24 protein-coding genes and 1 tRNA gene are annotated in these 24,414 nt (G+C 66.1%); 12 read left to right on the top strand and 13 right to left on the bottom strand.

The features are described 5' to 3' along the window. Positions 1-70 precede the first annotated feature (70 nt). The 5 genes from ACWDTD_RS02625 to ACWDTD_RS02605 are packed head-to-tail and all read left to right on the top strand — an operon-like array spanning position 71 to position 5,111. Positions 71-1,297, top strand: coding sequence for an extracellular solute-binding protein (locus ACWDTD_RS02625; protein ID WP_449745513.1), 1,227 nt, complete (start codon positions 71-73; stop codon positions 1,295-1,297). Then, positions 1,294-2,250, top strand: a complete 957-nt coding sequence (locus tag ACWDTD_RS02620) for an ABC transporter permease (RefSeq protein ID WP_449745512.1) — start codon at positions 1,294-1,296, stop codon at positions 2,248-2,250. Before ACWDTD_RS02625 ends, ACWDTD_RS02620 begins: the two co-directional genes overlap by 4 nt. A 13-nt stretch (positions 2,251-2,263) precedes the next feature. Next, positions 2,264-3,133 carry an ABC transporter permease gene (locus tag ACWDTD_RS02615; RefSeq protein WP_449745511.1) on the top strand — a complete coding sequence of 290 codons (870 nt, stop codon included), beginning with the start codon at positions 2,264-2,266 and terminating at the stop codon, positions 3,131-3,133. Between the two features lie 47 nt (positions 3,134-3,180). After that, positions 3,181-4,455: an aromatic ring-hydroxylating oxygenase subunit alpha gene (locus ACWDTD_RS02610; RefSeq protein WP_449745510.1), complete on the top strand. Its 1,275-nt coding sequence runs from the start codon at positions 3,181-3,183 to the stop codon at positions 4,453-4,455. A 32-nt stretch (positions 4,456-4,487) separates the two neighbouring features. After that, the gene (locus ACWDTD_RS02605) at positions 4,488-5,111 is read left to right on the top strand and encodes a TetR/AcrR family transcriptional regulator (protein ID WP_449745509.1); all 624 of its coding nucleotides are present in this window, start codon (positions 4,488-4,490) and stop codon (positions 5,109-5,111) included. On the opposite strand, the gene ACWDTD_RS02600 is transcribed toward ACWDTD_RS02605, so the two are convergent. The 4 genes from ACWDTD_RS02600 to ACWDTD_RS02585 all read right to left on the bottom strand — a co-directional run bounded on the left by ACWDTD_RS02600 (position 5,092) and on the right by ACWDTD_RS02585 (position 8,701). Then, a complete protein-coding gene (locus tag ACWDTD_RS02600; RefSeq protein WP_449745508.1) occupies positions 5,092-6,096 on the bottom strand; it encodes a heme-dependent oxidative N-demethylase family protein in 1,005 nt (334 codons plus the stop codon). The two genes, ACWDTD_RS02605 and ACWDTD_RS02600, sit on opposite strands and share 20 nt — an antisense overlap. Further along, a complete protein-coding gene (locus ACWDTD_RS02595) occupies positions 6,093-6,437 on the bottom strand; it encodes a dimethylamine monooxygenase subunit DmmA family protein (protein ID WP_449745507.1) in 345 nt (114 codons plus the stop codon). The genes ACWDTD_RS02600 and ACWDTD_RS02595 overlap by 4 nt, the downstream gene beginning before the upstream one ends. A 215-nt stretch (positions 6,438-6,652) precedes the next feature. Then, positions 6,653-7,609 carry a PDR/VanB family oxidoreductase gene (locus ACWDTD_RS02590; protein WP_449745506.1) on the bottom strand — a complete coding sequence of 319 codons (957 nt, stop codon included), beginning with the start codon at positions 7,607-7,609 and terminating at the stop codon, positions 6,653-6,655. A gap of 75 nt (positions 7,610-7,684) precedes the next feature. Further along, entirely contained in the window at positions 7,685-8,701 is a 1,017-nt protein-coding gene (locus ACWDTD_RS02585) for a beta-ketoacyl-ACP synthase III (RefSeq protein WP_449745505.1), read from the bottom strand. Between the two features lie 216 nt (positions 8,702-8,917). Here ACWDTD_RS02585 and ACWDTD_RS02580 point away from each other — a divergent pair, with 216 nt between their 5' ends. Both ACWDTD_RS02580 and ACWDTD_RS02575 read left to right on the top strand, forming a co-directional pair. Continuing rightward, a complete protein-coding gene (locus ACWDTD_RS02580) occupies positions 8,918-9,931 on the top strand; it encodes an ATP-binding cassette domain-containing protein (RefSeq protein WP_449745914.1) in 1,014 nt (337 codons plus the stop codon). Next, entirely contained in the window at positions 9,928-10,689 is a 762-nt protein-coding gene (locus ACWDTD_RS02575; protein ID WP_449745504.1) for an ABC transporter permease, read from the top strand. Before ACWDTD_RS02580 ends, ACWDTD_RS02575 begins: the two co-directional genes overlap by 4 nt. Before the next feature lie 94 nt (positions 10,690-10,783). On the opposite strand, the gene ACWDTD_RS02570 is transcribed toward ACWDTD_RS02575, so the two are convergent. From ACWDTD_RS02570 to ACWDTD_RS02550, 5 genes are all read right to left on the bottom strand, one after another. Then, positions 10,784-11,728 (bottom strand): hypothetical protein, encoded by a 945-nt coding sequence (locus tag ACWDTD_RS02570; RefSeq protein ID WP_449745503.1) that lies wholly within the window; start codon positions 11,726-11,728, stop codon positions 10,784-10,786. 167 nt (positions 11,729-11,895) lie between these two features. Further along, on the bottom strand, positions 11,896-12,972 hold the full coding sequence (locus ACWDTD_RS02565) for a beta-ketoacyl-ACP synthase 3 (protein WP_449745502.1): 1,077 nt from the start codon (positions 12,970-12,972) through the stop codon (positions 11,896-11,898). A gap of 231 nt (positions 12,973-13,203) precedes the next feature. Beyond that, positions 13,204-15,045, bottom strand: coding sequence for an SLC13 family permease (locus ACWDTD_RS02560; RefSeq protein ID WP_449745501.1), 1,842 nt, complete (start codon positions 15,043-15,045; stop codon positions 13,204-13,206). A 74-nt stretch (positions 15,046-15,119) separates the two neighbouring features. Beyond that, a complete protein-coding gene (pth, locus tag ACWDTD_RS02555; RefSeq protein WP_449745500.1) occupies positions 15,120-15,686 on the bottom strand; it encodes an aminoacyl-tRNA hydrolase in 567 nt (188 codons plus the stop codon). Positions 15,687-15,719: 33 nt separating this feature from the next. Then, the gene (locus ACWDTD_RS02550; protein ID WP_449745499.1) at positions 15,720-16,343 is read right to left on the bottom strand and encodes a 50S ribosomal protein L25/general stress protein Ctc; all 624 of its coding nucleotides are present in this window, start codon (positions 16,341-16,343) and stop codon (positions 15,720-15,722) included. Between the two features lie 237 nt (positions 16,344-16,580). Between ACWDTD_RS02550 and ACWDTD_RS02545 the strand changes: the two genes are divergently transcribed. After that, a complete protein-coding gene (locus tag ACWDTD_RS02545) occupies positions 16,581-17,018 on the top strand; it encodes a limonene-1,2-epoxide hydrolase family protein (RefSeq protein WP_449745498.1) in 438 nt (145 codons plus the stop codon). Positions 17,019-17,057: 39 nt separating this feature from the next. Here ACWDTD_RS02545 and arsC read toward each other — a convergent pair whose 3' ends face one another. The 4 genes from arsC to glmU are packed head-to-tail and all read right to left on the bottom strand — an operon-like array spanning position 17,058 to position 21,144. Beyond that, positions 17,058-17,399 (bottom strand): arsenate reductase (glutaredoxin), encoded by a 342-nt coding sequence (gene arsC, locus ACWDTD_RS02540; protein ID WP_449745497.1) that lies wholly within the window; start codon positions 17,397-17,399, stop codon positions 17,058-17,060. A gap of 10 nt (positions 17,400-17,409) precedes the next feature. Further along, a complete protein-coding gene (locus ACWDTD_RS02535; protein WP_449745496.1) occupies positions 17,410-18,618 on the bottom strand; it encodes an MFS transporter in 1,209 nt (402 codons plus the stop codon). Between the two features lie 15 nt (positions 18,619-18,633). Next, a complete protein-coding gene (locus ACWDTD_RS02530) occupies positions 18,634-19,611 on the bottom strand; it encodes a ribose-phosphate diphosphokinase (RefSeq protein ID WP_449745495.1) in 978 nt (325 codons plus the stop codon). Positions 19,612-19,665: 54 nt separating this feature from the next. After that, complete coding sequence (gene glmU, locus ACWDTD_RS02525) at positions 19,666-21,144, bottom strand: bifunctional UDP-N-acetylglucosamine diphosphorylase/glucosamine-1-phosphate N-acetyltransferase GlmU (protein ID WP_449745494.1); 1,479 nt, start codon at positions 21,142-21,144, stop codon at positions 19,666-19,668. Between the two features lie 184 nt (positions 21,145-21,328). Here glmU and fabG point away from each other — a divergent pair, with 184 nt between their 5' ends. From fabG to ACWDTD_RS02505, 4 genes are all read left to right on the top strand, one after another. Next, on the top strand, positions 21,329-22,084 hold the full coding sequence (fabG, locus tag ACWDTD_RS02520) for a 3-oxoacyl-ACP reductase FabG (RefSeq protein ID WP_449745493.1): 756 nt from the start codon (positions 21,329-21,331) through the stop codon (positions 22,082-22,084). A gap of 158 nt (positions 22,085-22,242) precedes the next feature. Next, positions 22,243-22,314, top strand: a tRNA-Gln gene (locus ACWDTD_RS02515). A gap of 322 nt (positions 22,315-22,636) precedes the next feature. Next, positions 22,637-23,362 carry a helix-turn-helix domain-containing protein gene (locus ACWDTD_RS02510; protein WP_449745913.1) on the top strand — a complete coding sequence of 242 codons (726 nt, stop codon included), beginning with the start codon at positions 22,637-22,639 and terminating at the stop codon, positions 23,360-23,362. A gap of 339 nt (positions 23,363-23,701) precedes the next feature. Further along, complete coding sequence (locus ACWDTD_RS02505) at positions 23,702-24,379, top strand: AAA family ATPase (protein ID WP_449745492.1); 678 nt, start codon at positions 23,702-23,704, stop codon at positions 24,377-24,379. The last annotated feature ends 35 nt before the right edge of the window (positions 24,380-24,414 follow it).

Raw genomic sequence — 24,414 nt, 5'->3', positions numbered from 1 at the left:
GGCGCCGGTACAACACTCAGCGCAGAGTGAATCGGCATCGGGACATCTCGTGACCGACCGGAGGTAACACATGGCACAGCGACAGCCCTCGCGACGTGACTTCCTGCGTGCCGCAGCGATTCTGGGTATTTCGGTGCCGGCGCTGGGCACCGCACTGACCGCATGCGCGCAGCGTTCCGACTCGACGACGTCCGAACTGCGGATAGCGTCACCGCAGAATCCGGTGACGTGGCCCATCGCCAAGGACAATCAGACGATCGCCGACGGGTTGCCGCCCGAGAAGGGCACGCTGCTCGTCTACAGTTACGCCGACTACATCGCCGGCGATGTGATCAAAACCTTTGAAAGCCAGTACGGCGTGACGGTGGAGGTATCGACCTTCAACGACGCCGACGAGTCGATCGCGAAGATCCGGTCGGGGGCGGTGCCCTTCGACGTGTACATTCCCAGCTACGACCAGTTGGCCAAGCTCGTCACCGCCAATCTGATCCGGCCGCTCAATCACAGTTATCTGAGCAACATCGCCAACGTCTGGGATGTCTTCACCAACCCCTGGTACGACCAGGGCTGGCGGTACACGGTGCCTTACACCGTGTACACCACGGGGATCGCCTGGCGTACCGATCAAGTCGGCGCCGACATCGCCGCCCTGCCCAATCCGTACGATGCGCTGTGGGACCCGTCGTACAAGAACAAGGTGGGCCTGATCGACGACTGGCACACCGCAATGGCGATGGTGTTGCTGCGCAACGGGATCACCAATGTCAATACCGACTCGAAGGCCGATCTGGACAAGATCTCCGTCGGGCTCTCGAACATGAAGTCGGCCACCAATCCCAAGGTCACTGCGTCGATGTACACCGAATTGCCTGCGGGACAGCTCGGTATCACCCAGATGTGGTCCGGCGACGCGGTGAACTCTCAGTACTACCTGCCCAAAGGTCAATCCCCGGACACACTTCGCTATTGGTTTCCGCAGGACGGCAAAGGTCTGGTGGACAACGATCTGATGGTCGTCATGAAATCCGGGAAGAATCCCGTGCTCGCTCATCTGTTCCTGCAACACGTGCTCGACACCGACACGGCGCTGAAGAACTTCAGTGGCATTGGGTACCAGCCTCCGCAGAAGTCACTGAATCAGGCCACGCTGGTGCAGCAGGGCTATCTGCCGCCGTCACTCGCTCAGGCGGCGGTGCGTGAGGAGTGGTTCAACGTCGGCTACCGTTTGCTCGAACTCAGCCCCGTCAACGATGCTGCCTGGCACCAGGTGTGGCAGAACTTCAAGGCGGGCGCATGAGCCTGGCCGTCGATACGCTCCCCACGGCGCCGGAGACGCCGTCGCCACATCGGCGACGACGGGTCCGGTTGCCCGGACTCGGTGTGGCACTGGCACTTCCCGGCACATTGTGGCTGCTGTTCTTCTTCGTCTTCCCGCTGTACGTGGTGCTCGCCGTGGTGTTCGGCCGGGTGGATCCGGTGTTTCGGACCGCAGTACCCGAATGGAATCCGTTCTACTGGAATCCCTCTCAGTTCACGTACGTCCTCACCCACATCGTGGGGCCCGACGGCGTGTTCGGTCCGGCCATCTTGCGTACCGTCATCTATGTGGGACTGGCCAGTGTTCTCTGCCTGGTGATCGCGTTTCCCATCGCCTACTTTGTGTCTCGTCAGTCGGGTCGTTGGCAGGGGTTGCTGCTCGCGCTGCTGATCGCGCCCTTCTGGATCAGTTACATGATGCGGATGCTCTCGTGGGTCAACCTGCTCGCCAACGACGGACTGGTCAATCGCGTTCTGAGCCTCGGCGGCCTGCTGCCTGTGCACGTGGATTGGTTGTCCGGATCGGCGATGGTGGTGATTCTCGGCCTCGTCTACGGGTACGTGCCGTACATGATCGTGCCGCTGGTGGCCGGCCTGGGCCGCCTGCCCGACTCGGCCATCGAGGCCGCACGTGATCTCGGGGCAACCCGCACCGGGGCCTTTGTGCGCGTCACCCTGCCGATGACGCGCCCCATCATCCTCGCCAGTGTGATGCTCACGTCGCTGCCGATGCTCGGCGACTACTTCACCAACGACATGTTGTCGGGATCGCCGAACACATCGATGGTCGGCAATCTCATCAACGAGACGGTGCTGACCCCGGGGCAGACTGGACAGGCCGGTGCGTTCGTCCTGCTCGTCCTGCTCGTGTGCCTGATCCCGATGTTCTATTACGTCCGTTCGGTATCGCGATCCGACGGGTTCCTGGCGTGAGGGAGACAATCGGATGAATGCTCTGTCGAGGTGGTGGTACGACCCGTGGCGCAAGCCCCGCGTACTGGCTGCGGTGACGATCGGTTACCTGATCTGGTCGTTACTCCCCATCGCCATCGCGGTGCTGTTCTCGTTCAACGACGGCCGATCGAGGTCGGTGTGGCAGGGATTCTCCACCCAGTGGTACTTCGGTTCCGATCAATCGGTGTTCGGCAACGACACACTACATTCGGCGTTGATCCAGACGTTGTGGCTCGGCCTGCTCACCACGATCATCACCGTGCCGCTCGGCGTGGCGCTCGGAGCCGGGTTGCATCGCTGGGGAGGTCGGGTTCCCAACGGTGTCAACGGATTGATGCTCATGTCGTTCGTCATTCCGGAAACCCTTCTCGCGGTGGCGATCCTGTTCGTGGTGACCAACCTGGTACTGCCCATCACGCTGGGAACCTCCGCGCAAGTGGTTGGCCTGATCACTTTCCAGTTGTCCTATCCGGCGGTGCTGGTCAGGTCGCGGCTCGCGACGATAGGATCGTCCTACGAAGAAGCGGCGATGGATCTCGGCGCCTCGCCCTGGCAGGCGCAGATCCGGGTCATCCTGCCGATGCTGGTCCCGGCGATCGTGGCCAGTGCGGTTCTCGTATTCGCGGATGTGATCGACGATTTCGTGATCGTCCGCTATCTGTCGGGAAGTGCGGACTCCGAACCGGTGTCCGTGCTGATCTACAACTCCGCACGGTCGTCACCGACGCCGGCGCTCAATGCGCTGGCCACCATGTTGCTCGCCGCGGCCATGTTGGCCATCGCGATCGGTTTCGGCATCTACCGGTGGCTCGGGCGGCGCAGCGGAGCCGACACCGGTCTAAGCGCGTTCGCCGGCGAATGACGACCTCACAACCAGTTCCCACACATACGTCCTGAAGGAGAATGACCATGGCACGACGATCTTCGTGGCGCGGCACCAAGGCGCCACTCCCTGAGGCGGAGGTAGCGCGATCCTATGCCCCGTTCGCCGAGGCGAGGATGCTGCCGCCGGACGCCTACACCGACGACGACGTCCACGAGTGGGAGCAGGCCAACATCTTCTCCGGCTGGGTGTGTGTCGGACGCGCCGATCACCTCGATCGCGTCGGCGCCCAGAAGTCGGTGGACACCGGCGCCGGCGGCGTACTGCTGGTGCGTGGTGAGGATGAACAGATCCGGGCATTCGCGAACTTCTGCCGACACCGGGCGCATCAACTGATCCCCTGTGGCGGCACCGCACAGCGTCGATCCATCGTGTGTCCGTACCACGCTTGGTCGTTCCGGCTCGACGGTTCGTTGCGTAACGCGCCCGGCTTCCGCGACGTCGAGGGCTTCGACAAGAACGAGTTCGGCTTGGTGTCCCTGCCCGTCGTGGATTGGCACGGCTGGCTGTTCGTCGATCCTTCGCGTTCGGCAGGAGAATTCACCGACCATGTAGGGGATCTCGAGTCGATCGTGGCGCCCTACCGTCCCGACGAGCTTCGCACGGTGGCCACCCATTCCTACGAGATCGCCGCCAACTGGAAGGTGATCGTCGAGAACTATCAGGAGTGCTACCACTGTCCGTCGATCCATCCCGAACTGTGCCGGGTATCCCCGCCGGAGAGTGGTGAAAACGTCGATTCCGACGGAGAGTGGATGGGCGGGTGGATGGACCTGGAGTCCGACGCACAGACCATGTCGCTCGACGGGCGCTCCGGTGGAGTGAACATCGAGGGCCTCGATGAACTTCAGTCGCGTACCGTGATGTACGTAGTGTGTTTTCCGAACATCCTCATCAGCCTGCACCCCGATTACATCATGACCCACACGTTGCGGCCGCTGAGCGCATCGTCGACTCATGTCGAGTGTTCGTGGTCGTTCCCCGTTGCGGCTGTTGAGAAGGACGGTTTCGATCCGGCCTATGCGGTGGACTTCTGGGACCTCACCAATCGTCAGGACTGGACGGCATGCGAGTCGGTGCAGCTCGGCATCTCCTCGCAGAGCGCGTTGCCCGGTCCGATGGCGCCCGAGGAGGACGGGGTGCACCAGTTCGTCCGGCGCATCGCCCGAGCCTATGCCGGCCTCGGCCGCGACGACGCCGACCGTCCCTCGGTGGTGACCGCCGACGCTGTCGCTCCCTCTCCTGCCTCTCCCGCTGCGGTTAGCGCTCCGGGGGCAAAGGAGACCACCGACTCGCTCTGATGCCCGGGGGCGTTCGACTAGAGTCGTTGCCCATGGGTGCCCGGAGCAGCGGCCTGAGTGAGGAACGCCGACACGAGATCCTCACTGCGACGGTCGAGACGATCGCCGAACGCGGTGTGGATAACGTGCGGCTCTCCGACATCGCGCGCTCGTGCGGGCTGTCGGTAGGGGCGCTACAACATCACTTTGCCACCCGCGACCAGCTCATCGACGCCGCGTTCTATTCGTACACGCTTGGGGTGGTGCGCGAGATCCAGCAGATCGCAGACGCAGGGGGTGACCCCTGGTCGCGGATCACCCGCGCCATCCGGGCCTACCGAGGTGTCGGCGACTTCCGGCAGCGCAGCCGCCTCTGGGTGGAATTCGCCGCGTCGGCCGCCCGCAATCCCTCGCAGCGCGAGCGCATCACCGCGATTCATGCGGAATGGGCAAAACCGTTGCGCGCAGCCATCATTGACGGAATCAGCAGCGGTGACTTCACCCCGGTGATGCAGGTCGAGGAGATCGTCGACTCGATCCTGGCCACCATGGACGGCTACGACCTCAGCTACGCGGCAGGCATCATCGACCTCGCCGCACCCGGCATCGACGTGGAAGAACGACTCACTTCGATCGTCGGCGCCCAGCTGGGGGTGATCACGCAGACCGTTCGGTGACGGCGGACAATCCCGCCGCCTCGGCGAGCCAAGCCATCGCGGGCTCGCGGTAGTCGGTCATGCCCTTGTACTCGGCCATGTCGTCGGGTAGTTCGGTCACGATCGAGACCATCTGCTCGGCCCACTCGGGCACGGTGGCGATATCGGCGAGGGAGAGCATCGTGGTGCGGATGCTGAACACCAGCGCACCGCTCGACGGCAGCCGGATGAAATGTTCGGTCTCCACGCGCAGCTGTATCCGGCCCCACTCACCGGCGGCCATGAGTGCGGGCATCTCCCAGCCCCAGGTGGGCATCGACTCGAGGCTAGTGTCCAGCCGCGGCGTGCCGGTGGAGGAGAACGTCCAGTTGGTGCGGCGGTAGATGTCGTCCGGGGTCAGCCTGCGCATAAACTGTTCGGCCGCGTTCGTGTGGCCTTCGCCGGTGAATCGCGGTACCGGAGAGTGGATCTGGTGGAAGCTCATGCCCAGGTCGAAGTCGATCGACCAGTTCCCGGCGAAGGTCACCACGCCGGCGTCGAACCAGAGCTGCCCGTCGCGCTCGCTCAGCAGCAGGAGGTCCTCGGGCACTTGGGAGCCCACAAAGCCGAGCGGTCCGTTCGGCACGGTGTCGTCGTCGCCGTAGCGGAAACGGATCTCTTGGCCGAGAAGCGCATTGGACCACACATGGTGATCGCCGTCGGCGCGCAGCGACATCACGTCCGGTCGCGCATCGGCAAGCTCACGGAGGTAGAACATCACCAGATCCCAGCAGCCGGGCCGCATGTGATCCATCATCTGCAGGCGACGCGGATCCTCGGCGAGGATGTGCTCGCGGGCGCGGCAGGCGGCGACGTACTGATCGTCGTCCTCCACCTCGACCACCCAACGGCCCCATGATCCTACCGCGGTGTGCGCGAGTTCTCTTGCGCGCGAGACGTTCACCGAGTAGCGGAAGGTGGTGGACCCGCGATCGAAGGGCCACGGATAGTAGCTGGGGACGGTCATCGCAACTCCTGGGAGTAGGCGTCGGTTCCGAGGTATCCCGCCTTACGTCGGGAGACGTGCGGGTCGATGTACAGGTGGCGGCGGCAACCGGAGCAACGCACGACATCCTCAGGCGTGGCCGTGGCCACGGTGGTGGCCGAGCAGTGCACGCAGTACACAGTGAGCTCGTCGGTCGAGGTGGCGCACATGCTGAACTCGCTCTCGAGAAGTCCTGCGGTATCGAAGATCGCGGCCAACCGGAGTAACTCCGTTTCGGGTCCGATGGCACACACCCGATGTCCTACGAGCATCCGCGACACGTCGGCGATGATCTGATCGAGATCGTCATCGAGCCGAGTCATGGTTCGCACTGTGGCCGGAACACCCAGTGCAGCGGCATATTCGAGAGACAGCCGACTGCCGGTCGCGCCGACTCCGATCACCAGGTACGCCACTGCCGTGGGATCGGGTGGGGCGGGGATGTGCGGCCAGCGCGGCAGCGACAGTGGCGCGGGCGCTGGGGACAGATCTCCCTTGCGCCGGCGGTCGGTCGTCGCGTATTCGCGACCGACGGCCGTCACAGTGCCACCTCCAGGGAGTCGTCGACACCGCGCGACACGCACACGAAGAGCTGACCGTTGCCGGAGCGTTCCGCGTCGTCCTGCAGCATGTCGCGATGTACCGCGGCGCCCGCGACGATCTCGACCCGGCATTGCCCGCACACGCCCTGCCGGCACATGTTGGGCACCGCGATGCCGTTGGCCTGCAGTGCGTCGAGCAGGCTCACGCCCGACGGCACGTCGATCCGAGCGCCGGTGGAGGAAACCCGCACGGTGAAAGGATCACCCGCGTCGAGCTCGCGCCCCGCGAAGTGCTCCATCCGCAGACGGTCTCTCGGCCACCCCAGCGCGTGTGCGACTTCCTCGAGGTCGTCGAGGTAGGAGGCCGGGCCACACGCGTAGGCGTAGGTACCGATCGGCTGATCAGACATCAGATGTTCAGTGCGAGAGGTGATCTCACCTCGACCGCAGGCCAGCACGAGATCGGGGCCCGCTTCGGCGATGAGCTCTTCGAGATGTGGCGCCCGCTCGGGCGAGTAGCCGTAGAGGACAGTGACCTCTCGGTCCCAGCGGCGCGCTGCGCGCAGGTGCGACAGGATCGGGGTGACACCGATGCCCACTGCGATGAGCAGGTGTCGGCGGGCCCGGGCGACGGGCCGGAACGCGGCCACCGGACCCTGGACGTTCATCTCATCGCCGACCCGCACATTGTGATGCAGCCAGTCCGATCCGCCACCATGTCCGCATCGCAGCACCGAGATCCGGTAGGCATCGGGGGCAACCCCGTCTCCGGTGAGCGAGTAGGCGTTCACCTCGGGATTCGCCGCAGCATGATGCTCCACACCGATGTGTGAACCCGGTTCATACCAGGGGGTCTCGCCGCCGTCGAGCGGACGAAACTCGAACTCGCGGACATCGGGCGCAACATCGCGGATGCCGGTCACCGTCATGCGGCGCATCGTGTCGGTCGCCATGAACCAATCCAAGCTGGCGATAATGACGAACGTGTTACGTGCTCGTCAAAGCTCCCGACACCCGATCAACGCGGATCACTCGAACGGTACCGGCGGCATCTTCACGACCTGCGCGGCGTAGCTCAGGCCGGCACCGTAACCGAGGAGCAGCGCGGTGTCGCCCGGTTTGGCCTGCCCGGTGGACAGCAGCTCCTCCATGGCCAGTGGGATCGACGCCGCCGAGGTGTTGCCGGTGTGTTCGATGTCGTTGGCCACCACGGTGCCCTCGCGCAGATGCAGATTCTTCGCCAGCAGTTCGTTGATGCGGGAGTTGGCCTGGTGCGGCACGAACACGTCGAGCTGGTCGGCGCCGATCTTGGCCGCATCGAGGGCGCGTTGGGCCGCCTTGCCCATCTCGAATGCCGCCCACCGGAACACGGCGGTGCCCTCGAGCCGCACGTAGGGGCGTTGCACGCGGTCGCCGTCGAGGAAGGTCACCCAGTCGATGTCCTGGCGGATCGCGTCGTACTGCGAGCCGTCGCTGCCCCAGATCACCGGCCCGAGCTGCTGATCGTCGGTGGGGCCCACCACCACCGCGCCCGCGCCGTCACCGAAGATGAAGCAGTTGGTGCGGTCGGTCATGTCCAGTGTCACCGAGAGCTGCTCGGCGCCGATCACGAGCACATGGGTCGCGCTGCCACCGCGCACCATGTCCGACGCCAGTGCCATGCCGTAGCCGAATCCCGCGCACCCCACCGTCACATCGAAGGCGGGCACCCCGTTCGCGCCGAGGTCGGTGGCCACCTTGGTGGCGCCGGCCGGCGTCATCAACAGGTGCGTGTTGGTGGCCAGGATCACCGCGTCGATATCGGAGCCGGAGAGCAGGGCATTGGCGATCGCGGTGCGGCCGGCGGCGACGGCCATCTGGGTCACGTCCTCGTCGCGGCGGGCGAAACGCCGGGACTTGATGCCCGTGCGGGTGTAGATCCACTCATCGGAGGAGTCGATGTGCTCGCAGATCTCGTCGTTGGTGACCACCCGTTCCGGTCGATATGCGCCGATGCCGAGCATGCCGATGTTGTTGACGCCGGTCTGTTCTGCGAGCTCGGTCATGGTTGTCCTTCCGGTATGCGATCCGACATAGACGGTACTCACCCACCTGCACTACTCGGAAGTAGCGGTGTGTCGTCGGACTCTGACAGCAGAGGACGACGATCAAGGCGCAGCGGTCAACGTACCGCGATCAGAGGACAGTGATTGTCCCCCTGCCGATGAATCATGGATCGCAGCGGAGTCAATACGTGGGTGAGGGAACCGATGACGAACACGATGATCAAGGCCGAGGGTCTGGTCCAGACCTTCATGACCGGCCGTGGAAAGAACAAACGCGAGGTCCGCGCCGTCGACGGCGTCGATCTCGAGATCGCCGAGGGTGAGGTGGTGGGGTTTCTCGGACCCAACGGAGCGGGTAAGACCACGACACTGCGGATGCTGACCACGCTGCTACGACCCACCGCGGGAACCGCCACGGTCAACGGTTACGACGTCATCCGAGAATCCGTGATGGTGCGACGCAGCATCGGATACGTCTCGCAGGCCGGCGGAACGTTCAGCCAGGCGCAGGCCGGCGACGAGGTGGTCGACCACGGGATGCTGTACGGGCTGTCGCGGGCCGACGCCACCCGTCGCGGCAAGGCACTGTTCGACCAACTGCAGCTCGACGGCCTGTGGAACCGGATGCCCAAGAACATGTCGGGCGGGCAGAAACGCCGCCTCGACATCGCGATGGGGCTGGTCCACGACCCCACCCTGGTGTTCCTCGACGAACCCACCACGGGCCTCGACCCGCAGGCGCGCGCCAACCTGTGGGACCACATCCGGAGGCTGCGCACCGACCGTGGCGCCACGGTGTTCCTCACCACCCACTACCTCGACGAAGCCGACGAACTGTCGGACCGCATCATCATCATCGACAACGGCAGGATCGTCGCCGCCGACACCTCCGACAACCTCAAGGAGCACGTGTCCGGTGACCTCGTCGACCTGCAGGTCGACGACCACGCCCAGGTCGGGGTGGCGGCGCAGAAGCTCTCGGCGGTGGCCGAATCCGTCGACTCCGACGGGCGCCACGTCCGCGGTCGCGTCCGACGGGCGGGCCGGGTGATGCCCGGACTGCTCCGCGAACTCGATGCGTCGGGTGTCGCGCTCGAATCGATCGAGGTCATCCGGCCCACGCTCGACGACGTCTTTCTCACCATGACCGGGCGGTCGCTGCGCGACGCCGAGTCGGCGACCGAGCATCCGGCCGTCACCGAACTCGAGAACGAGGGAGTGATCCGATGAGTTTCGCGCGCGAATCGACCATCGTGTTCCGGCGTCAGATCCGGATGAACCTGCGCAACCCGGCGTGGGTGCTCATCGGCATCATGCAGCCGGTGCTCTACCTGCTGTTGTTCGGACCGCTGCTCGAGCCGATCGTCGGCCAGTTTCCCGGCGGCGCCGACAACGCGTACACCTTTCTCGTTCCGGGCCTGCTGGTGCAACTCGGCATGTTCGGTGCGTTCTTCGCCGGGTTCGGGCTGATCGGGGAGTGGCGCGAAGGGGTTGTCGAGGCCGAGCGCGTCACCCCGGCCAGCCGCACCGCACTGCTCATGGGCAGATTGTTGCGCGACGTGCTGCAACTGTTTGTGCAGTCGGTGATCCTGGTGCTGCTCGGCTACGTGATGGGTATGCGTGGGTCGGTGCTCGGGGTGATCGTCGGAATCGCGATCACCCTGCTGGTCGGTGGTGCCTGTGCCGCGGCGTCCAACGCGCTCGCGCTGACCACCAAGAGCGAGGACGTGATGGCCCCGGTCATCAACATGGTGATGATGCCGGTGCTGTTGTTGTCGGGGATTCTGCTGCCGATGACGCTGGGTCCGCAATGGTTGCAGTCGCTGAGCGATTTCATGCCGTTCAAGTGGGTCGTCAACGCGGTGCGCGGATCGTTCGTCGGCGACATCATGACGTCGACGGTGGCGTGGGGTCTGTTCGCCGCGGTGATTCTCGCGGCGCTGGGCACGTGGTGGGGAACGGCGGTGTTCCGCAAGGAGAACGCCTAGGTGGGCCGTTCGCGCGTGACGATTTCCTTCCCGCGCATGGGATCCCGTGCGCGGGAAGGAAATCGCGCAGCGGGATCGTTGTCGCCGGGGTGTGTCAGGCCGCGAGGAGCCCGAGCGAGCTCAGCCGTGACCGCAGCCTGGGAATCACCACGTCGCGTTCGAGTTCGGTCCACGTCCAGCGCATCACCCGTGGACCGGTGTCCCTGATCTCGTCCTCACGACACTTCTCGCGGACCACCGCGTCGGCGACGGATTCCCCCGGACGTCGGTGGCGGCCGTACTTGACCAAGCCGTCGAACTCTCCGACGAGAGTCCACTCCCAGTCGAAGTCGGTGACATACGCACGCCCGGAGGCCGCACGAATTCGGTGTTGCTGGCGTGGGAGCGGGATTCCGGCCTCGATCATCTGCGCGTAGCTCCACGACTCGCCGACACTGTCGGAGCGCCCGGTCGCCCACCGCAGCGCATCCTCGGCGACCTTTCCACCGCGTCGGCGACCCCGCGCGAGCATCTCCTCGACGAGGGCTCGGTCTGCGCCGAGTCGCAATGCCTGGTCGAACACGGCGAACGCTTGGGCGAAGTCGCCCATGGTCGCCACGTCGACCGCAGTCCGTTCGAGTGTGGTGACCTCGATCCCGTCGACCCGCACCAGTTCGTCAGGTCCGATCGTCGCCGCATGAACGTGCCGGAGTCCGCGCACCGAGCCTCCGTTCGACGAGCCGGCGATCACGTGTACTCGCTCGACGTCGGGTTTGAGCAGGGGTAACCCGTGCATGGCCGCCGCGGACGTGTGACTGAGTGGGAGTGGTCGGTCTGTCGTCCCGTTCGACGTCGCGGCGGCGATCGACCTGAGCCGATGCAGCTTCTGGGCGCCCTCGTGACCGTCGAACTCGTCGCGGGTTTCGACGTCGACACCGGGGGCGAGCCGGATGAGCCGACCCTCGGCGACGTCCTTGGCGCGCTGGTTGTCGCTGATACCGCGGCGAAGTGCCGCTTCTCGGCGAATGAGGCCGAAACGGTCGTGAGGATATGCGGTCATGAAGCGTTGGACGGAGCCGCCCGACGAGCGGTTCGATGCGTGTCCACAGCCACTCTCCCGCGTCGCCATTTCCTTCCCGCGCATGGGATTACCGACGCGGGAAGGAAATGGCGCAGCGGGAGGCGACGGGGCAGGCTCCAGTCGCGCCGGACGAGCCGCGGGAGGCGCTACGCGTTGTCGAGGTCGTCGAAGCTGGTGATCTCCGGCGCCGGCGGCAGGGTGACCACCGCACCGGCGTAGGAGAGTCCCGCGCCGAAGCCGAGAAGCAGCGCGGTCTGGCCGCCCTTGGCCTTGCCGGTGGCCAGCATCTCCTCCATGGCCAGCGGGATCGACGCCGCCGACGTGTTGCCGGTGTTCTCGATGTCGTTGGCCATCGGGATGTCGTCGGGCAGACCGAGGTTCTTGCGCATCAATTCGTTGATGCGGGCGTTGGCCTGGTGCGGGACGAACACCTCGATGTCGTCGACGCGCACGCCGGAGGTCTCGAGCACCGTCGAGAGCGCCTTGGGCAAAGTGATCGCGGCCCAACGGAACACGCGCGGCCCCTGCATGGTGATCACCATGCGGCCCACCGGATCGGTCTCGGGGTCCTTGTGCTGGTATTCCTGGGCGCGGTCCATGTACTCGGGGATGTCGTAGTTCTGCCCGATGGCCTCGGCGTTCTCGCCGTCGCTGCCCCACACGGTGGGCGAGATCCCGTTCTCCTCGCTCGGACCCACCACCACCGCGCCCGCGCCGTCACCGAAGATGAAGGCGGTGTTGCGGTCGGTGGGCTCGAGGACCACCGACAGTGTCTCCACGCCGACCACCAGCACGTACTCGGCCGAACCGGCGCGTACCGTGTCGGCGGCGACGCCGAGCGCGTATCCGAACCCACCGCAGCCGGCCGCGATGTCGTAGGCGGGGATTCCGTTGAGGCCGATGTCGTAGGCGACGATCGGTCCGCCGTGGGGGATCTTGGTCTTCCAGCTGTTGGTGGCCAGGACCAGTGCGCCGATCTTCTCCTTCGGAATCCCCGAGTTGGCGATGGCGCGTTCGGCGGCGACGGCGGCCAGCGACCGCGCGGTCTCCTCACCACTGATCCAACGGCGATTGCGCACGCCGCTGCGGTCATAGATCCACTCGTCGGAGCTGTCGAGCACCTCGCACACCTCGTCGTTGCTGACGAGGCGTTTCGGCCGGCACGCGCCGATGCCGAGCATCGCGACATTGGGGTGTCCGGCGTTGACTGCGAGGTGTGTCATGGAGCTCCTTTGAGGGTTTTGCGCACTACATTCTAGGTCCCCCAACCCTTCGATGAGTCTAGGCGCGAGCGCAATCGGTCCGGCAAGGGCCGCAAGTCCGTACTCCCGGCCGTCGGGACGACGATCCCGCTGCGCGGTTTCCTTCCCGCGTATGCGATTGCATGCGCGGGAAGGAAATCGTCACGCGCGAACGGCCAGGCGTGCGGTGCCGGTGCAACGATCGACCGGTGCTCAACCGGACAGCGGCCAGAAGACCGGGATCAGGAGCACGGCGATCAGCAGCCAGCAGACCATCAGAACCGCGCCGAGTCTCCAGTAGTCACCGAAACGGTAGCCGCCCGGATTCATCACGATCATGTTCGCCGGCGTGGCGATGGGGGTGAGCAGTGACGCCCCACCGGCCACGCACACCAGCATCAGGATCGGTTGCGCGGCGACACCCACGTCGGCGGCCGCGACCAGTGCGATCGGGATGACGATGAGCACCGTCGCGGCGTTGCTGATGAACTGTCCCAAGGTGGCGGTGAGCACGAACAGGGCGATCAACAGCACATATGGGCTCTGACCTTGCACCAGGTCGACGATCGGCCGGGCAATGAGGTCGGCGCCGCCGCTGGAGGTGATCGCATCCGACATCGGGATGAGCCCCGCGATCAGCACCAGGGTGGGCCACGGGATCGCGCGGTAGGTCTGCTCCACGGTCACCACCTTGAACAGCACCATCGCGCAGGCGGCGAGAAGACCGGCCACCACCGCCGGCACCGCGCCGGTGGACAGCAGCACGATCATGGCGACCAGGATGATCGCGGCGCGCGGAGCGGTGTGACCCAACGGCACGGTCTGCCGGCGAACCTGTTCGGTGGAGGCCACCTTGAGCACCCCCTGGCTGCCCGACAGTGCGTCGACCGCCTGCCAGGTGCCGTGCATGAGCAGGGTGTCGCCCTCCTGCAGATCCACCGCGTGGGCGCCCACGTCACTGTTGCGCCGGTGGATCGAGAGGACGAGCAGTCCGTCGTCGCCGCGCACCATCCCCGGGAACGCCTTGGTCCCGACCCACTGCGAACGCGGCGCGATCACCACCTCGCTGACCCCGCTGTCGCGGTCGATCAACTGTCGGCGCTGCGATTTGCTCTCACGTCGCCCGACGACATCTTCGACGGTCAGGTCGTGTGTGCGCGCGTAGCCCTCCACGGCGGCCGACGTGCCCGACACCACCACGACGTCGCCCTCCTGGAGCTGGTGTCCCGAGTCCACCACCTGGCCAGTGGTTCCCGACTGACTGCCGACGACGGTCACCGCGTCGTCGGGTGTGAGGGCCTTGCGGAGCACACGGCCGACGAGGTCGGAGCCCGGTTCGACGTGCAGCCGGAAGATCCTCGTATCGGTGTCGGCGAGTCCCGACAGCTGATAGTGGTCGAGGACGTCGGCGAGGTAGTCGCTGAAATCGGCGGGCAACGACAGCGACTCGCGTTGGGGGACGAGCCGGTCGCCGAGGGCCGCGACGACCGCGAGGGTCACCAGCACCAACGGCACGCCGATCAGCGCGAACCCGAAATAGCCGAAACCCGAACCGGATTCGCGGGCGGCCTCGTCGACGATCACGTTGACCGGGCTTCCGCTCAAGGTCAGCAGCGACCCGGCGCTGGCCGCGTACGCCAACGGCATCAGCACCCTCGACGGCAACAGACCCGCCTGCCGCGCCACCGACACGGCCACCGGGACGAGCGCCGCCGCGGCACCGTTGATCGTGATCAACGCGCTCAGGATCGCCGCGAGCACACAGATCGTGAGCACCACCCGCAGCGCACTGGTACCGGCCATCCGGCCCAGCAGCTTGCCGATCCAGGCGGTGATGCCGGATGCCTCCAGGCCTTCGCTGACCACGAAGAGTGCGGCGATGAAGGCGATGACGTTCTGGCCGAGTCCGGTGGTGATGCCGGCGACGTCGATGAGGCCCAGGAAGTAGAGCGCCAGGGCGGACCCGACGGCCACCAGTCCTACCGGCAGCCGGTTCCACACGAACAGCGCAACGGTCACACCGAGCACCGTGAGGCTCAGCGCGGCGTCCGACACCCGATCAGTCTCGCACCGAGATCACCTCGGCGCAGCGAGACGACGACCTCCATAAGGAGCACAGCCCGTCGCGGTCACCACGTGTGCACCACGTTCTGGGCGGCCTCGAGTCCCGACGAGACGAGCAGGTCCACCGCGTCGGCGCCGCGCCCGATGAGAAGTTCGACCTCGGTTCTCGCCGACGCCGGGAACGGTTTGAGCACGTAGTCGGCGGGGTCCTGCCGTCCCGGGGGGCGGCCGATACCGAGCCGTACCCGCAGGTAGTCGCGGGTGCCGATGGCCTGACTGAGTGAGCGCAGTCCGTTGTGGCCGCCCTCGCCGCCCCCGGACTTGAGCCGCACGAGCCCGAAGTCGATGTCGAGTTCGTCGTGCAGGACGATCATGTCGTCGGGCCCGATGGAGTAGAACTTGGCCAGCGGGCCGATCTGGCGGCCGGTGTCGTTCATGTACGTGCGCGCCCGGGCCACCAGCGCCGAACGGCCGGCGACGGTGATCGGTGCCACCTCAGCGCCGGAGCGCTTGTGTACCTTCCACCGTTCGCCGGCCGCACTGACGAGATGATCGGCGACCATCGCGCCGATGTTGTGGCGGGTCCGCTCGTATTTCGGTCCGGGATTACCCAGTCCGACGATGAGTTTCACTGACTGTCACCACGGGGTATGTGGTGGTGGTGATTACTCGGACTCCTCGGACGCCTCCGACGGCACCTCGGCGCCTGCCTCGACGGCCTCCTCCTCGAGGTCGGCGGCACTCGGCGCCTCGTTGACCGCGACGATCAGCACCTCGGGGTCGGTGACGAGTTCGACACCCTCGGGCAGGACGAGGTCGGACGCGTGGATGGAGGTGTTGGCCTCCTTGCCCTCCACGTCGACGACGATCTGCTCGGGGATCGACAGCGCGTCGGCCTCGATCTCGACGGTGTTGGCGTCCTGCATCACCAGGGTGCCCGGGGCGGCGTCGCCCTCGATCACGATGGTGACCTCGACGGTCACCTTCTCGCCGCGCTTGATGACGAGCAGATCGACGTGCTCGATGTAGTTGCGGATCGGGTGCACGTCGACCTGCTTGGTCAGGGCGAGCTGGCTGGTGCCCTCGATGTCGAGGTCGATGACGGAGTTCACGCCGCTGTTGCGCAGGATGGCGGCCAGTTCACGGGCCGGCAGGTTGAGGTGCTGCGGATCGGTGCCGTGGCCGTAGAGCACGGCGGGCACCTTGCCCTCGCGGCGGGCGCGGCGCGCAGCGCCCTTGCCCTTTTCGGTGCGGGTGGTGACGGCCAGGGTGGCGGTCTCGGTGGCCATGAAGGTCTCCTTCTGGTGCGGCCCGGTGCGACGGGCCGGATGGTCGGTGTTCGATGTGCGCGACGAGCCGCGCACACATCCACCACCACCTGCGGGGATGAGACACCCGCGAGGAGAAGTGCGATGGTCGCGCCGATCACGGTGATTGCTCACCCTCGCCGAGACAACCCGGCCATGATAGCCGATGGTCTGCGGCGAAGTCACATCGCCGCCGGACCGGACGGGCATACTGGCGCCATGACCTCGCGCACCCCTGACCGGATCGTCACCGGATTCCTCGACGCCCTCGCTCGCGGCGATTCGGCCGCCGCGATGGTCGATGTCGCCGACGACCTCGTCTACACCAACGTCGGGTTCCCGACCATTCGCGGCAAACGTCGAGTCGCGGGCCTGTTCGGGCGGATGGATTCGTCGCCGATCGGTTTCAACTACCGCATGGTCAACATCGCCGTCGACGACTCGGTGGTGCTTACCGAACGCATTGACGAGATCCGTTGGGGCCGTTTCATTCTGCAGTTCTGGGTGTGCGGACGGTTCGAGGTGGCCGACGCTCGGATCACGGTGTGGCGCGACTACTTCGACTTCTTCGACTGCGCCAAGGCGGCCGTGCGCGCCGTCGTCGGTGTGGTGCTCCCGGTGGTGCAACCGTTGCCGGAGCGCATCACCCTGGCTTGATCGGCATCACAGTCCGACCCGTATCACGCCTGATCGGCATCACAGGATCTCGTCGATTTTCTCGATGGGACGGGCCAGCCGTGTGCCCTTCTCGGTCACCACGAACGGACGCTCGACGAGGATCGGATGCGCCACCATCTCGGCGAGCAGCTTGTCCTCGGGCAGTGAGTCGAGGTCGAGTTCCTTGTAGAGCGCCTCACGCTTGCGGGCCGCCTGGCGGATGGTGAGTCCGGCGTCGGCGATGAGCCGTTCGAGTTGGGGGCGGGTGTAGGGGACGTCGAGGTACTTGACCACCGTCGGCTCGATCCCGGCGTCGCGGATCCGATGCAAGGCGTTGCGGGAGGTGGAGCATCGGGGATTGTGGTAGATCGTCACCTGCATGCCGGGAACACTACCCCGATGCCGGTGGTACCAGAGCCGACTCGTCGGGGGGCTGGGACCGTGCGGGCAGCGTGAGCGCCACGGCGAGTGCGGCCACCGCGCACACGGCCCCCACCACCGCCGGGGCCACCGGTCCTGCGCGTTCGATGGCCACGGCGCCCACGAGTGCGCCGACACCGATCGACAGGTTGAAGGTCGTCGAGTACAGGGTTGTCGCCGACTCCCGGAAGGCCGGTGCCACCCGGAACACGGAGGTCTGCAGTCCGATGGGGATCGCGGCATATCCCACCGCCCAGATGACCAGCGCCACCAGCGCCGCGGGGAGCCAGTGGAGTGTGGCGAGTGTCAGCAGCAGTGCGCCGGCGATCAACGCGACCAGCGCAGACAGCGACCGACGCACCGACGGGGTCCGGGCGAGAAAGGCGCCCGAGCCGAAGTTTCCGGCCACCCCGGCTGCGCCCATCACCAGCAGCACCACGCTCACCAGGTGGGGGTCGACGCCGATCACCTCCACGACCAGCGGCGTCACGTAGGTGTAGGCGGCGTAGGCGCCGGTGATGACGAGTGCGGTGACCACCAGGGTGATCCGCAGGTCGCGCATTCGCAGGAGTCCCGGAAGGCCACGCAGGCCGATGGTGCCGGTGTCGGCGGGCACCGGGCGCAGGAACACGGCCAGGGCCGTCAGCGTGACCGCGCTGAGCGCGGCCAGCGCCCAGTACGACGCGCGCCACCCCAGCAACTGTCCCACCAGGGTGCCCACCGGAAGGCCCAGCACCGATGCCAGCGAGACGCCGGAGAACGCGATCGTCGTGGCCCGGACGGCGGATGCCGGCGGCACCAGACGCACCGCGGTGGCGGCGACGATCGCCCACATCAGGCCGAGTGCCACCCCGATCACCATGCGCACCACCACCAGCATCGGATAGCCGACGGTCAGTGCGGTGAGGGCGTTGCCGATCACGAATGAGGCCATCACGGCCAGCAGGACCGGCCGCCGGTCGAGCCGTCGTGTCGCCGAGGCGAGGGTGGGCGCGCTGATCGCGGCCACGAACGCGAAGAAGGTGACCGTCAATCCGATCAGGCCCTCGGACACGCCCAGGTCGGTGGCCATGGGCCGCAACAGCCCGATCGGCATGATCTCGGTGGTGGTGAGGGTGAACACACCGAGGCCCAGCGAGATCACCGCCGCCCAGTCGCGCCGGCCGGCGGTGGCCGGCATCGTCTCTCCCGGCGGTTACGCGATGCCGTCGAAAAGGCTTGTCACCGAGCCGTTTTCGAAAACCTCGCGGATGGTCTGGGCGAGCAGCGGGGCGATCGACAGCACGGTGAGCTTGTCGAAACGCTTCTCCTCGGGGATCGGCAGCGTGTCGGTGACGATCACCTCGTCGGCCTCCGAGTTCGCCAGGCGTTCGGCGGCCGGGTCGGAGAACACGGCGTGGGTGGTGGCGATGATGACGTCTCCGGCGCCGGCTTCCTTGAGCTTGCTCACTGCGCCGACGATGGTGCCGCCGGTGTCGATCATGTCGTCGATCACCACGCAGGTCTTGCCCACCACCTCGCCGACCACGCGGTGCGCGACGATCTGGTTGGCGACCATCGGGTCGCGGGTCTTGTGGATGAACGCGACCGGTGCGCCACCGAGGGCATCCGACCACTTCTCCGCCACACGCACCCGGCCGGAATCTGGGGAGACAACCACCAGGTTGTCGATGCCGTACTTGCCGCGCACGTACTCCGAGAGCTGCCCCTGGGCGTGCATGTGGTCGACGGGGCCGTCGAAGAATCCCTGGATCTGGTCGGTGTGCAGGTCGACCGAGATGATGCGGTCGGCGCCGGCGGCCTTCATCAGATCGGCGATGAGGCGGGCCGAGATGGGCTCACGGCCGCGGGCCTTCTTGTCCTGGCGTGCATACGGGTAGAAGGGGAGCACCACGCTGATGCGTTTCGCCGAACCGCGCTTGAGGGCGTCGATCATGATGAGCGACTCCATGACCCACTTGTTCAGCGGCTTCGGGCAGCTCTGGATCACGAATGCGTCCGACCCGCGCACCGACTCCTCGTAGCGGACGAAGATCTCGCCGTTGGCGAAGTCGCGGGCGGTCTGCGGCGTCACCTTGACACCGAGCTCGTCGGCGACGGCCTGCGCGAGGTCGGGGTGTGCGCGCCCCGAGAACAGCATCAGGTTCTTCTGGTTGTCGGTCGTCCAGGTCATTGGAACTCTTCTACTCGATCGGGCCGGGGAGGGCGTCGTGAGACGCCGGGCTGGTCAGACGCCGGGCTGCGTGGGTCGGGGCTCGTCGGCGCCGGCAGCAACCGCCGCGCGCGCCGCCGCGGTGTCCGGACGCTTTCGGACCACCCAACCCTCGATATTCCGTTGTGTTCCCGCCGACACCGCGAGGGCGCCGGGCGGGATGTCTTCCCGCACGACCGTACCTGCCCCGGTATACGCGCCGTCACCGACCTGTACCGGAGCGACGAACATGTTGTCCGATCCGGTCCGGCAGTGCGATCCGATCACCGTTTGGTGTTTGTTCACCCCGTCGTAATTCACGAACACGCTCGACGCGCCGATGTTGGATTCCTCGCCGATCACCGCGTCCCCGACGTAGGTCAGGTGCGGCACCTTGCTGTGATCGCCGATCATCGCGTTCTTGGTTTCCACGAAGGTGCCGATCTTGCCGTGCGCGCCCAGGCGGGTGCCCGGGCGTAGGTAGGCGAAGGGGCCGACGGTGGCGTCGGGGCCGATCACTGCGTCGGAGCCGTGGGTGCGGATCACCGTGGCGCCGCGTCGCACCACCACGTCGGTCAGCGTGGTGTCGGGGCCGATCACCGCGTCCGCACCGATGTGGGTGTGCCCGTGCAGCTGGGTACCCGGGTCGATGTGCACGTCCGCCTCGATCTCGACGTCCACGTCGATCCAGGTGCTCGACGGGTCGACGACGGTGACGCCGGCGAGCTGGTGGCGGCGGATGATGCGGCGGTTGAGTTCGGCGCCGAGGTCGGCGAGCTGGACGCGGTCGTTGCAGCCGGCCACCAGCATCGGGTCGTCGACGGTGAAGGCGCGAACGGCGTGGCCCGCGTCGCGGGCGATCTCGACGACGTCGGTCAGATAGAACTCGCCCTGCGCGTTGTCCGTGGAGAGTTTGTCGAGTGCGGTCCGCAGGGCGGCGGCGTCGAAGGCGTAGACACCCGCGTTGACCTCGGTGATCGGACGCTGGGCCGGGGTCGCGTCCTTCTCTTCGACGATCGCCTGCACCGATCCGTCGTTGGTGCGGATGATCCGGCCGTAGCCGGTCGGTTCGTCGGCGATGAAACTGGTCAGGGTGACCGCGGCACCGCCGTCGGCGATGTGCGTGTCGACGAGTCCGCGCAGCACGGTGACGTCGAGTAGTGGCACGTCGGCGGCGGTCACGATCACGGTGCCGTCGAACGTTGCCGGCAGCGCCGCCAATCCGACCCTGGCGGCGTCGCCGGTGCCGCGCGGGGTGTCCTGCCAGGCGACGGTGTAGGGCAGCTCGAGCACCGACGCCACCTCGTCGATCGCGTCGGAGACCCGCTCACCCTCGTGGCTCACCACGGCGACCACCTCCGACGGCCCGAAGCTCGCGGCGCCGTGCAGTACGTGACCGACGAGCGAACGGCCGGCGATGCGGTGCAGCACTTTCGGCGTCTTGGATTTCATTCGGGTGCCCGCCCCGGCGGCAAGCACGATCACCGCGGTGACCTGATCGGACTGTGTGGCCATGTGCTCTCCCGGTATCTGCGGTGGTATCCGGTTCGTCGGGTGGTGATGCCTCGTAACCTGCGCGGCAATGCGCCCGATCCTACGCAGTGGCCGCCGTCACCGGCCGCGCTGCCCTCCGCGATGGGCACCTGATAGAAACCAAGGTGACTGCCACACATCAGGACGCACCAACGAAGGAAGTTCGATGAGCACCCAGAAGACAGCAATCGTCACCGGATCGGGCCGCGGCATCGGCGCGGCCATCGCCAAGCGGCTCGCCGACGACGGACTGGCCGTGGCCGTCCTCGACATCACCGAAGAGGCTGCCGCCGACACCGCGAAGGCAATCCACGAGTCCGGTGGCAAGGCCATCGCGGTGGGGGCCGACGTGTCCGACGAGGCGTCGGTGAACGCCGCGGTCGACAAGGTCGCCGCGGAACTGGGTGCGCCGACTGTGCTCGTGAACAACGCGGGCATCCTGCGCGACAACCTGCTGTTCAAGATGTCGGTGGACGACTGGAACGCGGTGATGGGAGTGCACCTGCGGGGTGCGTTCCTGATGAGCCGCGCCTGCCAGAAGCACATGGTGGACGCCGGGTGGGGGCGCATCGTGAACCTGTCGTCGACGTCGGCGCTGGGCAACCGGGGGCAGGCGAACTACTCGGCGGCCAAGGCCGGCATGCAGGGCTTCACCAAGACCCTGGCCATCGAACTCGGCAGGTTCGGGGTCACCGCCAATGCGATCGCCCCTGGTTTCATCGAGACCGACATGACCGCGGCCACCGCCGCCCGGGTGGGCGTGCCGTTCGAGGACTTCAAGAAGGCCGCCGCGTCGCAGATCCCGGTGAACCGGACCGGCAGGCCCGAGGACATCGCGCACACCGCGTCGTTCTTCATCAGCGAGGGCGCCGGGTTCGTGTCGGGTCAGGTGGTCTACGTGGCCGGCGGTCCGAAGGACTGAGGTCGGCCTGACTGGCCGTAAACGCGGGTCGAGTTGGTAGACGCGGCGGCTCTACCACCCGCGTTTACCGATTCGACCCGCGTTTACCGTCGGACATCGCTGCGGTCGCCACCCCGGTGCGGTCCGGCCGCCCTGTGGCACAATCGTCTCCGCAGTAGTCCCCCATGGTGTAATCGGCAACACTTCTGATTTTGGTTCAGGCATTCCAGGTTCGAGTCCTGGTGGGGGAGCAACGAGTATGGCCAGCTCAGGGCTGGTTTCGCTTCAGCTCCGCAACCCTCATGTCGATATTTTGTCGACATCGCACGCGAGGACCCCTCGAAACGAACGACCCCGACCAGGTGTTGGAGCACCTGCCGGGGTCTGGCGAGGGGATCGTCGCATGATCCTCCATCGCGTTGACTAGCACTCTACCGCTCGCGGTACGGCTGGTCTAGCGTCGCCGCCGGTAGGCGGTTGTCCCTTCGCCACGAGCCGAAGGGGTCTTTTCATGTCCTACGAGCTGACCGCGTGGGCGGTCGCCGTCGAGCGCCCGGCTGAAGCCGGCGCCGACTGGACCACAATCAAACTCACCCTCGTCACCATGGCGCGTTCCCCGACGCACACGGCCGCGAGTGCTTTGCCAGCGTCGCGACGATCGCGGGCCGGATGGGTGTCTCACCTGCGACGGTCAAACGAGCCATCGGAACGCTCAAGCAACTTGGGCTGGTCGTTGCGTCGGAGCAGCCTGGACGCCCGACGCGATTCCATTTTGTCGACGGCGTCCGCGAGGCCGAACCTAGGTCACGCGTGACCCAGGTCAACGATGACCCGGGTCACGCGCGAGCTGGGTCAACGATGACCAAGGGGGTGGCTCACGCACGACCCGGGGGGTGGATCACCGATGAGCCACAAACAAGGTCTTTAACAAGAGAACTAACAGGGGGCGCGCGCCGAGACGTCGACCGTCCGCGATTGGCGGTGGTCGCCGAACCCCCACCCAGGACATGCGAACGCCACCCCGACGGGACCGACATGCCCTGTGCCGCTTGCGGAGACGCCCGTCGCCGACACGAGGAATTCGAACAACGACGACGACTGTCCGCACTCGAAGCCCAGCGCGCAGAACGGGAGCAAGCCGTTGCGGCCGAGCGAGTAGCGATTCAAGCGTGCAGCATGTGCGACGACCGGGGATATCGCGGGAGCATGCCTTGCCGCCACGATCCCGACGGTGATGCGCGGCACGCGCGTGGGATGGCCCAGGTCCGGGCGGTCCTGGCTAGGGGGAGTGCTTCGTGATGGATTCTCCAGCGCAAGTGGATGATACGAGCCGATTGTGTGATCTGTGCGGCTCGCATGAACTGATTGTCAGCCACGGGCTGAGTGTTGATGGACGGCATCTCTCGACCCGGTACCTGCCGACTGCCCGAGTGCTCGGCAGCCCCGGCTGGTTCCACACGCCGTGCCTGCTCAAACCTCCTTGATCGTCTCGTCTGCAGCGAAAATGGTTTAGCAGTAGAGTATTTGGCTCGTTCTACGTATACAGCTGAACAGCCATATGCCTACTTACGCATTTAGCTAAACACCTAAGAATCCAAGTGTCTATTTATCTATCTGGCTGAACCGGAAGGACTTTCAGTGCTTTGTATCGCTGTTGTCAATCTCAAAGGTGGGTCGACGAAGACCACGTCGGCTGCCTACCTGCTCCACGCTCTGGCCGAATCTGGCTTGTCGGTGCTGGGTGTGGATGCCGACCCCGAAAACTGTTCATTCGTCCGATGGTCCGACCTCGCAGAATGGGTGACACCCGTCGTGGGGATGCCGGTCAAGGACTTGCATCGACGGTTGGACGCCGTGTCGGAAGGTTTCGACGCCGTCGTCATCGATACGCCGCCAATGGAGTCTGGCCGTGGAATCGTGACCTCGGCCGTGCGTGTGGCCACTCACATCGTGATCCCGATGTCGCCGACGCCCATGGACTTCGACCGGTTGGGCGCTGTCCTTGAGCTGATCGACGACGTCGGCCCCTTGCGTGCAGCTCCACCGGTCGTTGCCGCGCTCCTGACGCGAGTCGTGACCAACTCGGCGTCGGCAGAGGTTTACCGCACCGCGGCAAGCGACCTGGTGCCCGTCCTGCCTGCACGCGTTGCGCGGTTGGAGCGATTCGCACAGGCCTTCGGCTGCCAGATTGACGATGCCCTCAACACCGCATATGGCGACGCGCTAACTCAGTTGCTCGACATGGAGGTCGCGCGGGAGATATTGTCAAGATCTGTGGATGAGGTTGTTTCAGGCAGCCTCCTGCTGGTCGGGTGAGGCGGTGCCGGGTTCGACGAGTTCGCCGTTTTTGA

The organism is Gordonia sp. NPDC003425, from assembly GCF_053588635.1.
Note: the sequence above shows the minus strand (reverse complement) of the source record. Positions and strands in the feature narration are given on the sequence as shown.

Coding starts and splice junctions, on each gene's coding strand:
- ACWDTD_RS02615 (WP_449745511.1), top strand. CDS start 2,264: ATGAATGCTCTGTCGAGGTGGTGGTACGACCCGTGGCGCAAGCCCCGC.
- ACWDTD_RS02590 (WP_449745506.1), bottom strand. CDS start 7,609: ATGGCGACCGACACGATGCGCCGCATGACGGTGACCGGCATCCGCGAT.
- ACWDTD_RS02565 (WP_449745502.1), bottom strand. CDS start 12,972: ATGACACACCTCGCAGTCAACGCCGGACACCCCAATGTCGCGATGCTC.
- ACWDTD_RS02610 (WP_449745510.1), top strand. CDS start 3,181: ATGGCACGACGATCTTCGTGGCGCGGCACCAAGGCGCCACTCCCTGAG.
- ACWDTD_RS02625 (WP_449745513.1), top strand. CDS start 71: ATGGCACAGCGACAGCCCTCGCGACGTGACTTCCTGCGTGCCGCAGCG.
- arsC (WP_449745497.1), bottom strand. CDS start 17,399: ATGCAGGTGACGATCTACCACAATCCCCGATGCTCCACCTCCCGCAAC.
- fabG (WP_449745493.1), top strand. CDS start 21,329: ATGAGCACCCAGAAGACAGCAATCGTCACCGGATCGGGCCGCGGCATC.
- ACWDTD_RS02550 (WP_449745499.1), bottom strand. CDS start 16,343: ATGGCCACCGAGACCGCCACCCTGGCCGTCACCACCCGCACCGAAAAG.
- ACWDTD_RS02580 (WP_449745914.1), top strand. CDS start 8,918: ATGATCAAGGCCGAGGGTCTGGTCCAGACCTTCATGACCGGCCGTGGA.
- glmU (WP_449745494.1), bottom strand. CDS start 21,144: ATGGCCACACAGTCCGATCAGGTCACCGCGGTGATCGTGCTTGCCGCC.
- ACWDTD_RS02530 (WP_449745495.1), bottom strand. CDS start 19,611: ATGACCTGGACGACCGACAACCAGAAGAACCTGATGCTGTTCTCGGGG.
- ACWDTD_RS02620 (WP_449745512.1), top strand. CDS start 1,294: ATGAGCCTGGCCGTCGATACGCTCCCCACGGCGCCGGAGACGCCGTCG.
- ACWDTD_RS02595 (WP_449745507.1), bottom strand. CDS start 6,437: ATGACTCGGCTCGATGACGATCTCGATCAGATCATCGCCGACGTGTCG.
- ACWDTD_RS02535 (WP_449745496.1), bottom strand. CDS start 18,618: ATGCCGGCCACCGCCGGCCGGCGCGACTGGGCGGCGGTGATCTCGCTG.
- ACWDTD_RS02605 (WP_449745509.1), top strand. CDS start 4,488: ATGGGTGCCCGGAGCAGCGGCCTGAGTGAGGAACGCCGACACGAGATC.
- ACWDTD_RS02575 (WP_449745504.1), top strand. CDS start 9,928: ATGAGTTTCGCGCGCGAATCGACCATCGTGTTCCGGCGTCAGATCCGG.
- ACWDTD_RS02600 (WP_449745508.1), bottom strand. CDS start 6,096: ATGACCGTCCCCAGCTACTATCCGTGGCCCTTCGATCGCGGGTCCACC.
- ACWDTD_RS02570 (WP_449745503.1), bottom strand. CDS start 11,728: ATGACCGCATATCCTCACGACCGTTTCGGCCTCATTCGCCGAGAAGCG.
- ACWDTD_RS02545 (WP_449745498.1), top strand. CDS start 16,581: ATGACCTCGCGCACCCCTGACCGGATCGTCACCGGATTCCTCGACGCC.
- ACWDTD_RS02585 (WP_449745505.1), bottom strand. CDS start 8,701: ATGACCGAGCTCGCAGAACAGACCGGCGTCAACAACATCGGCATGCTC.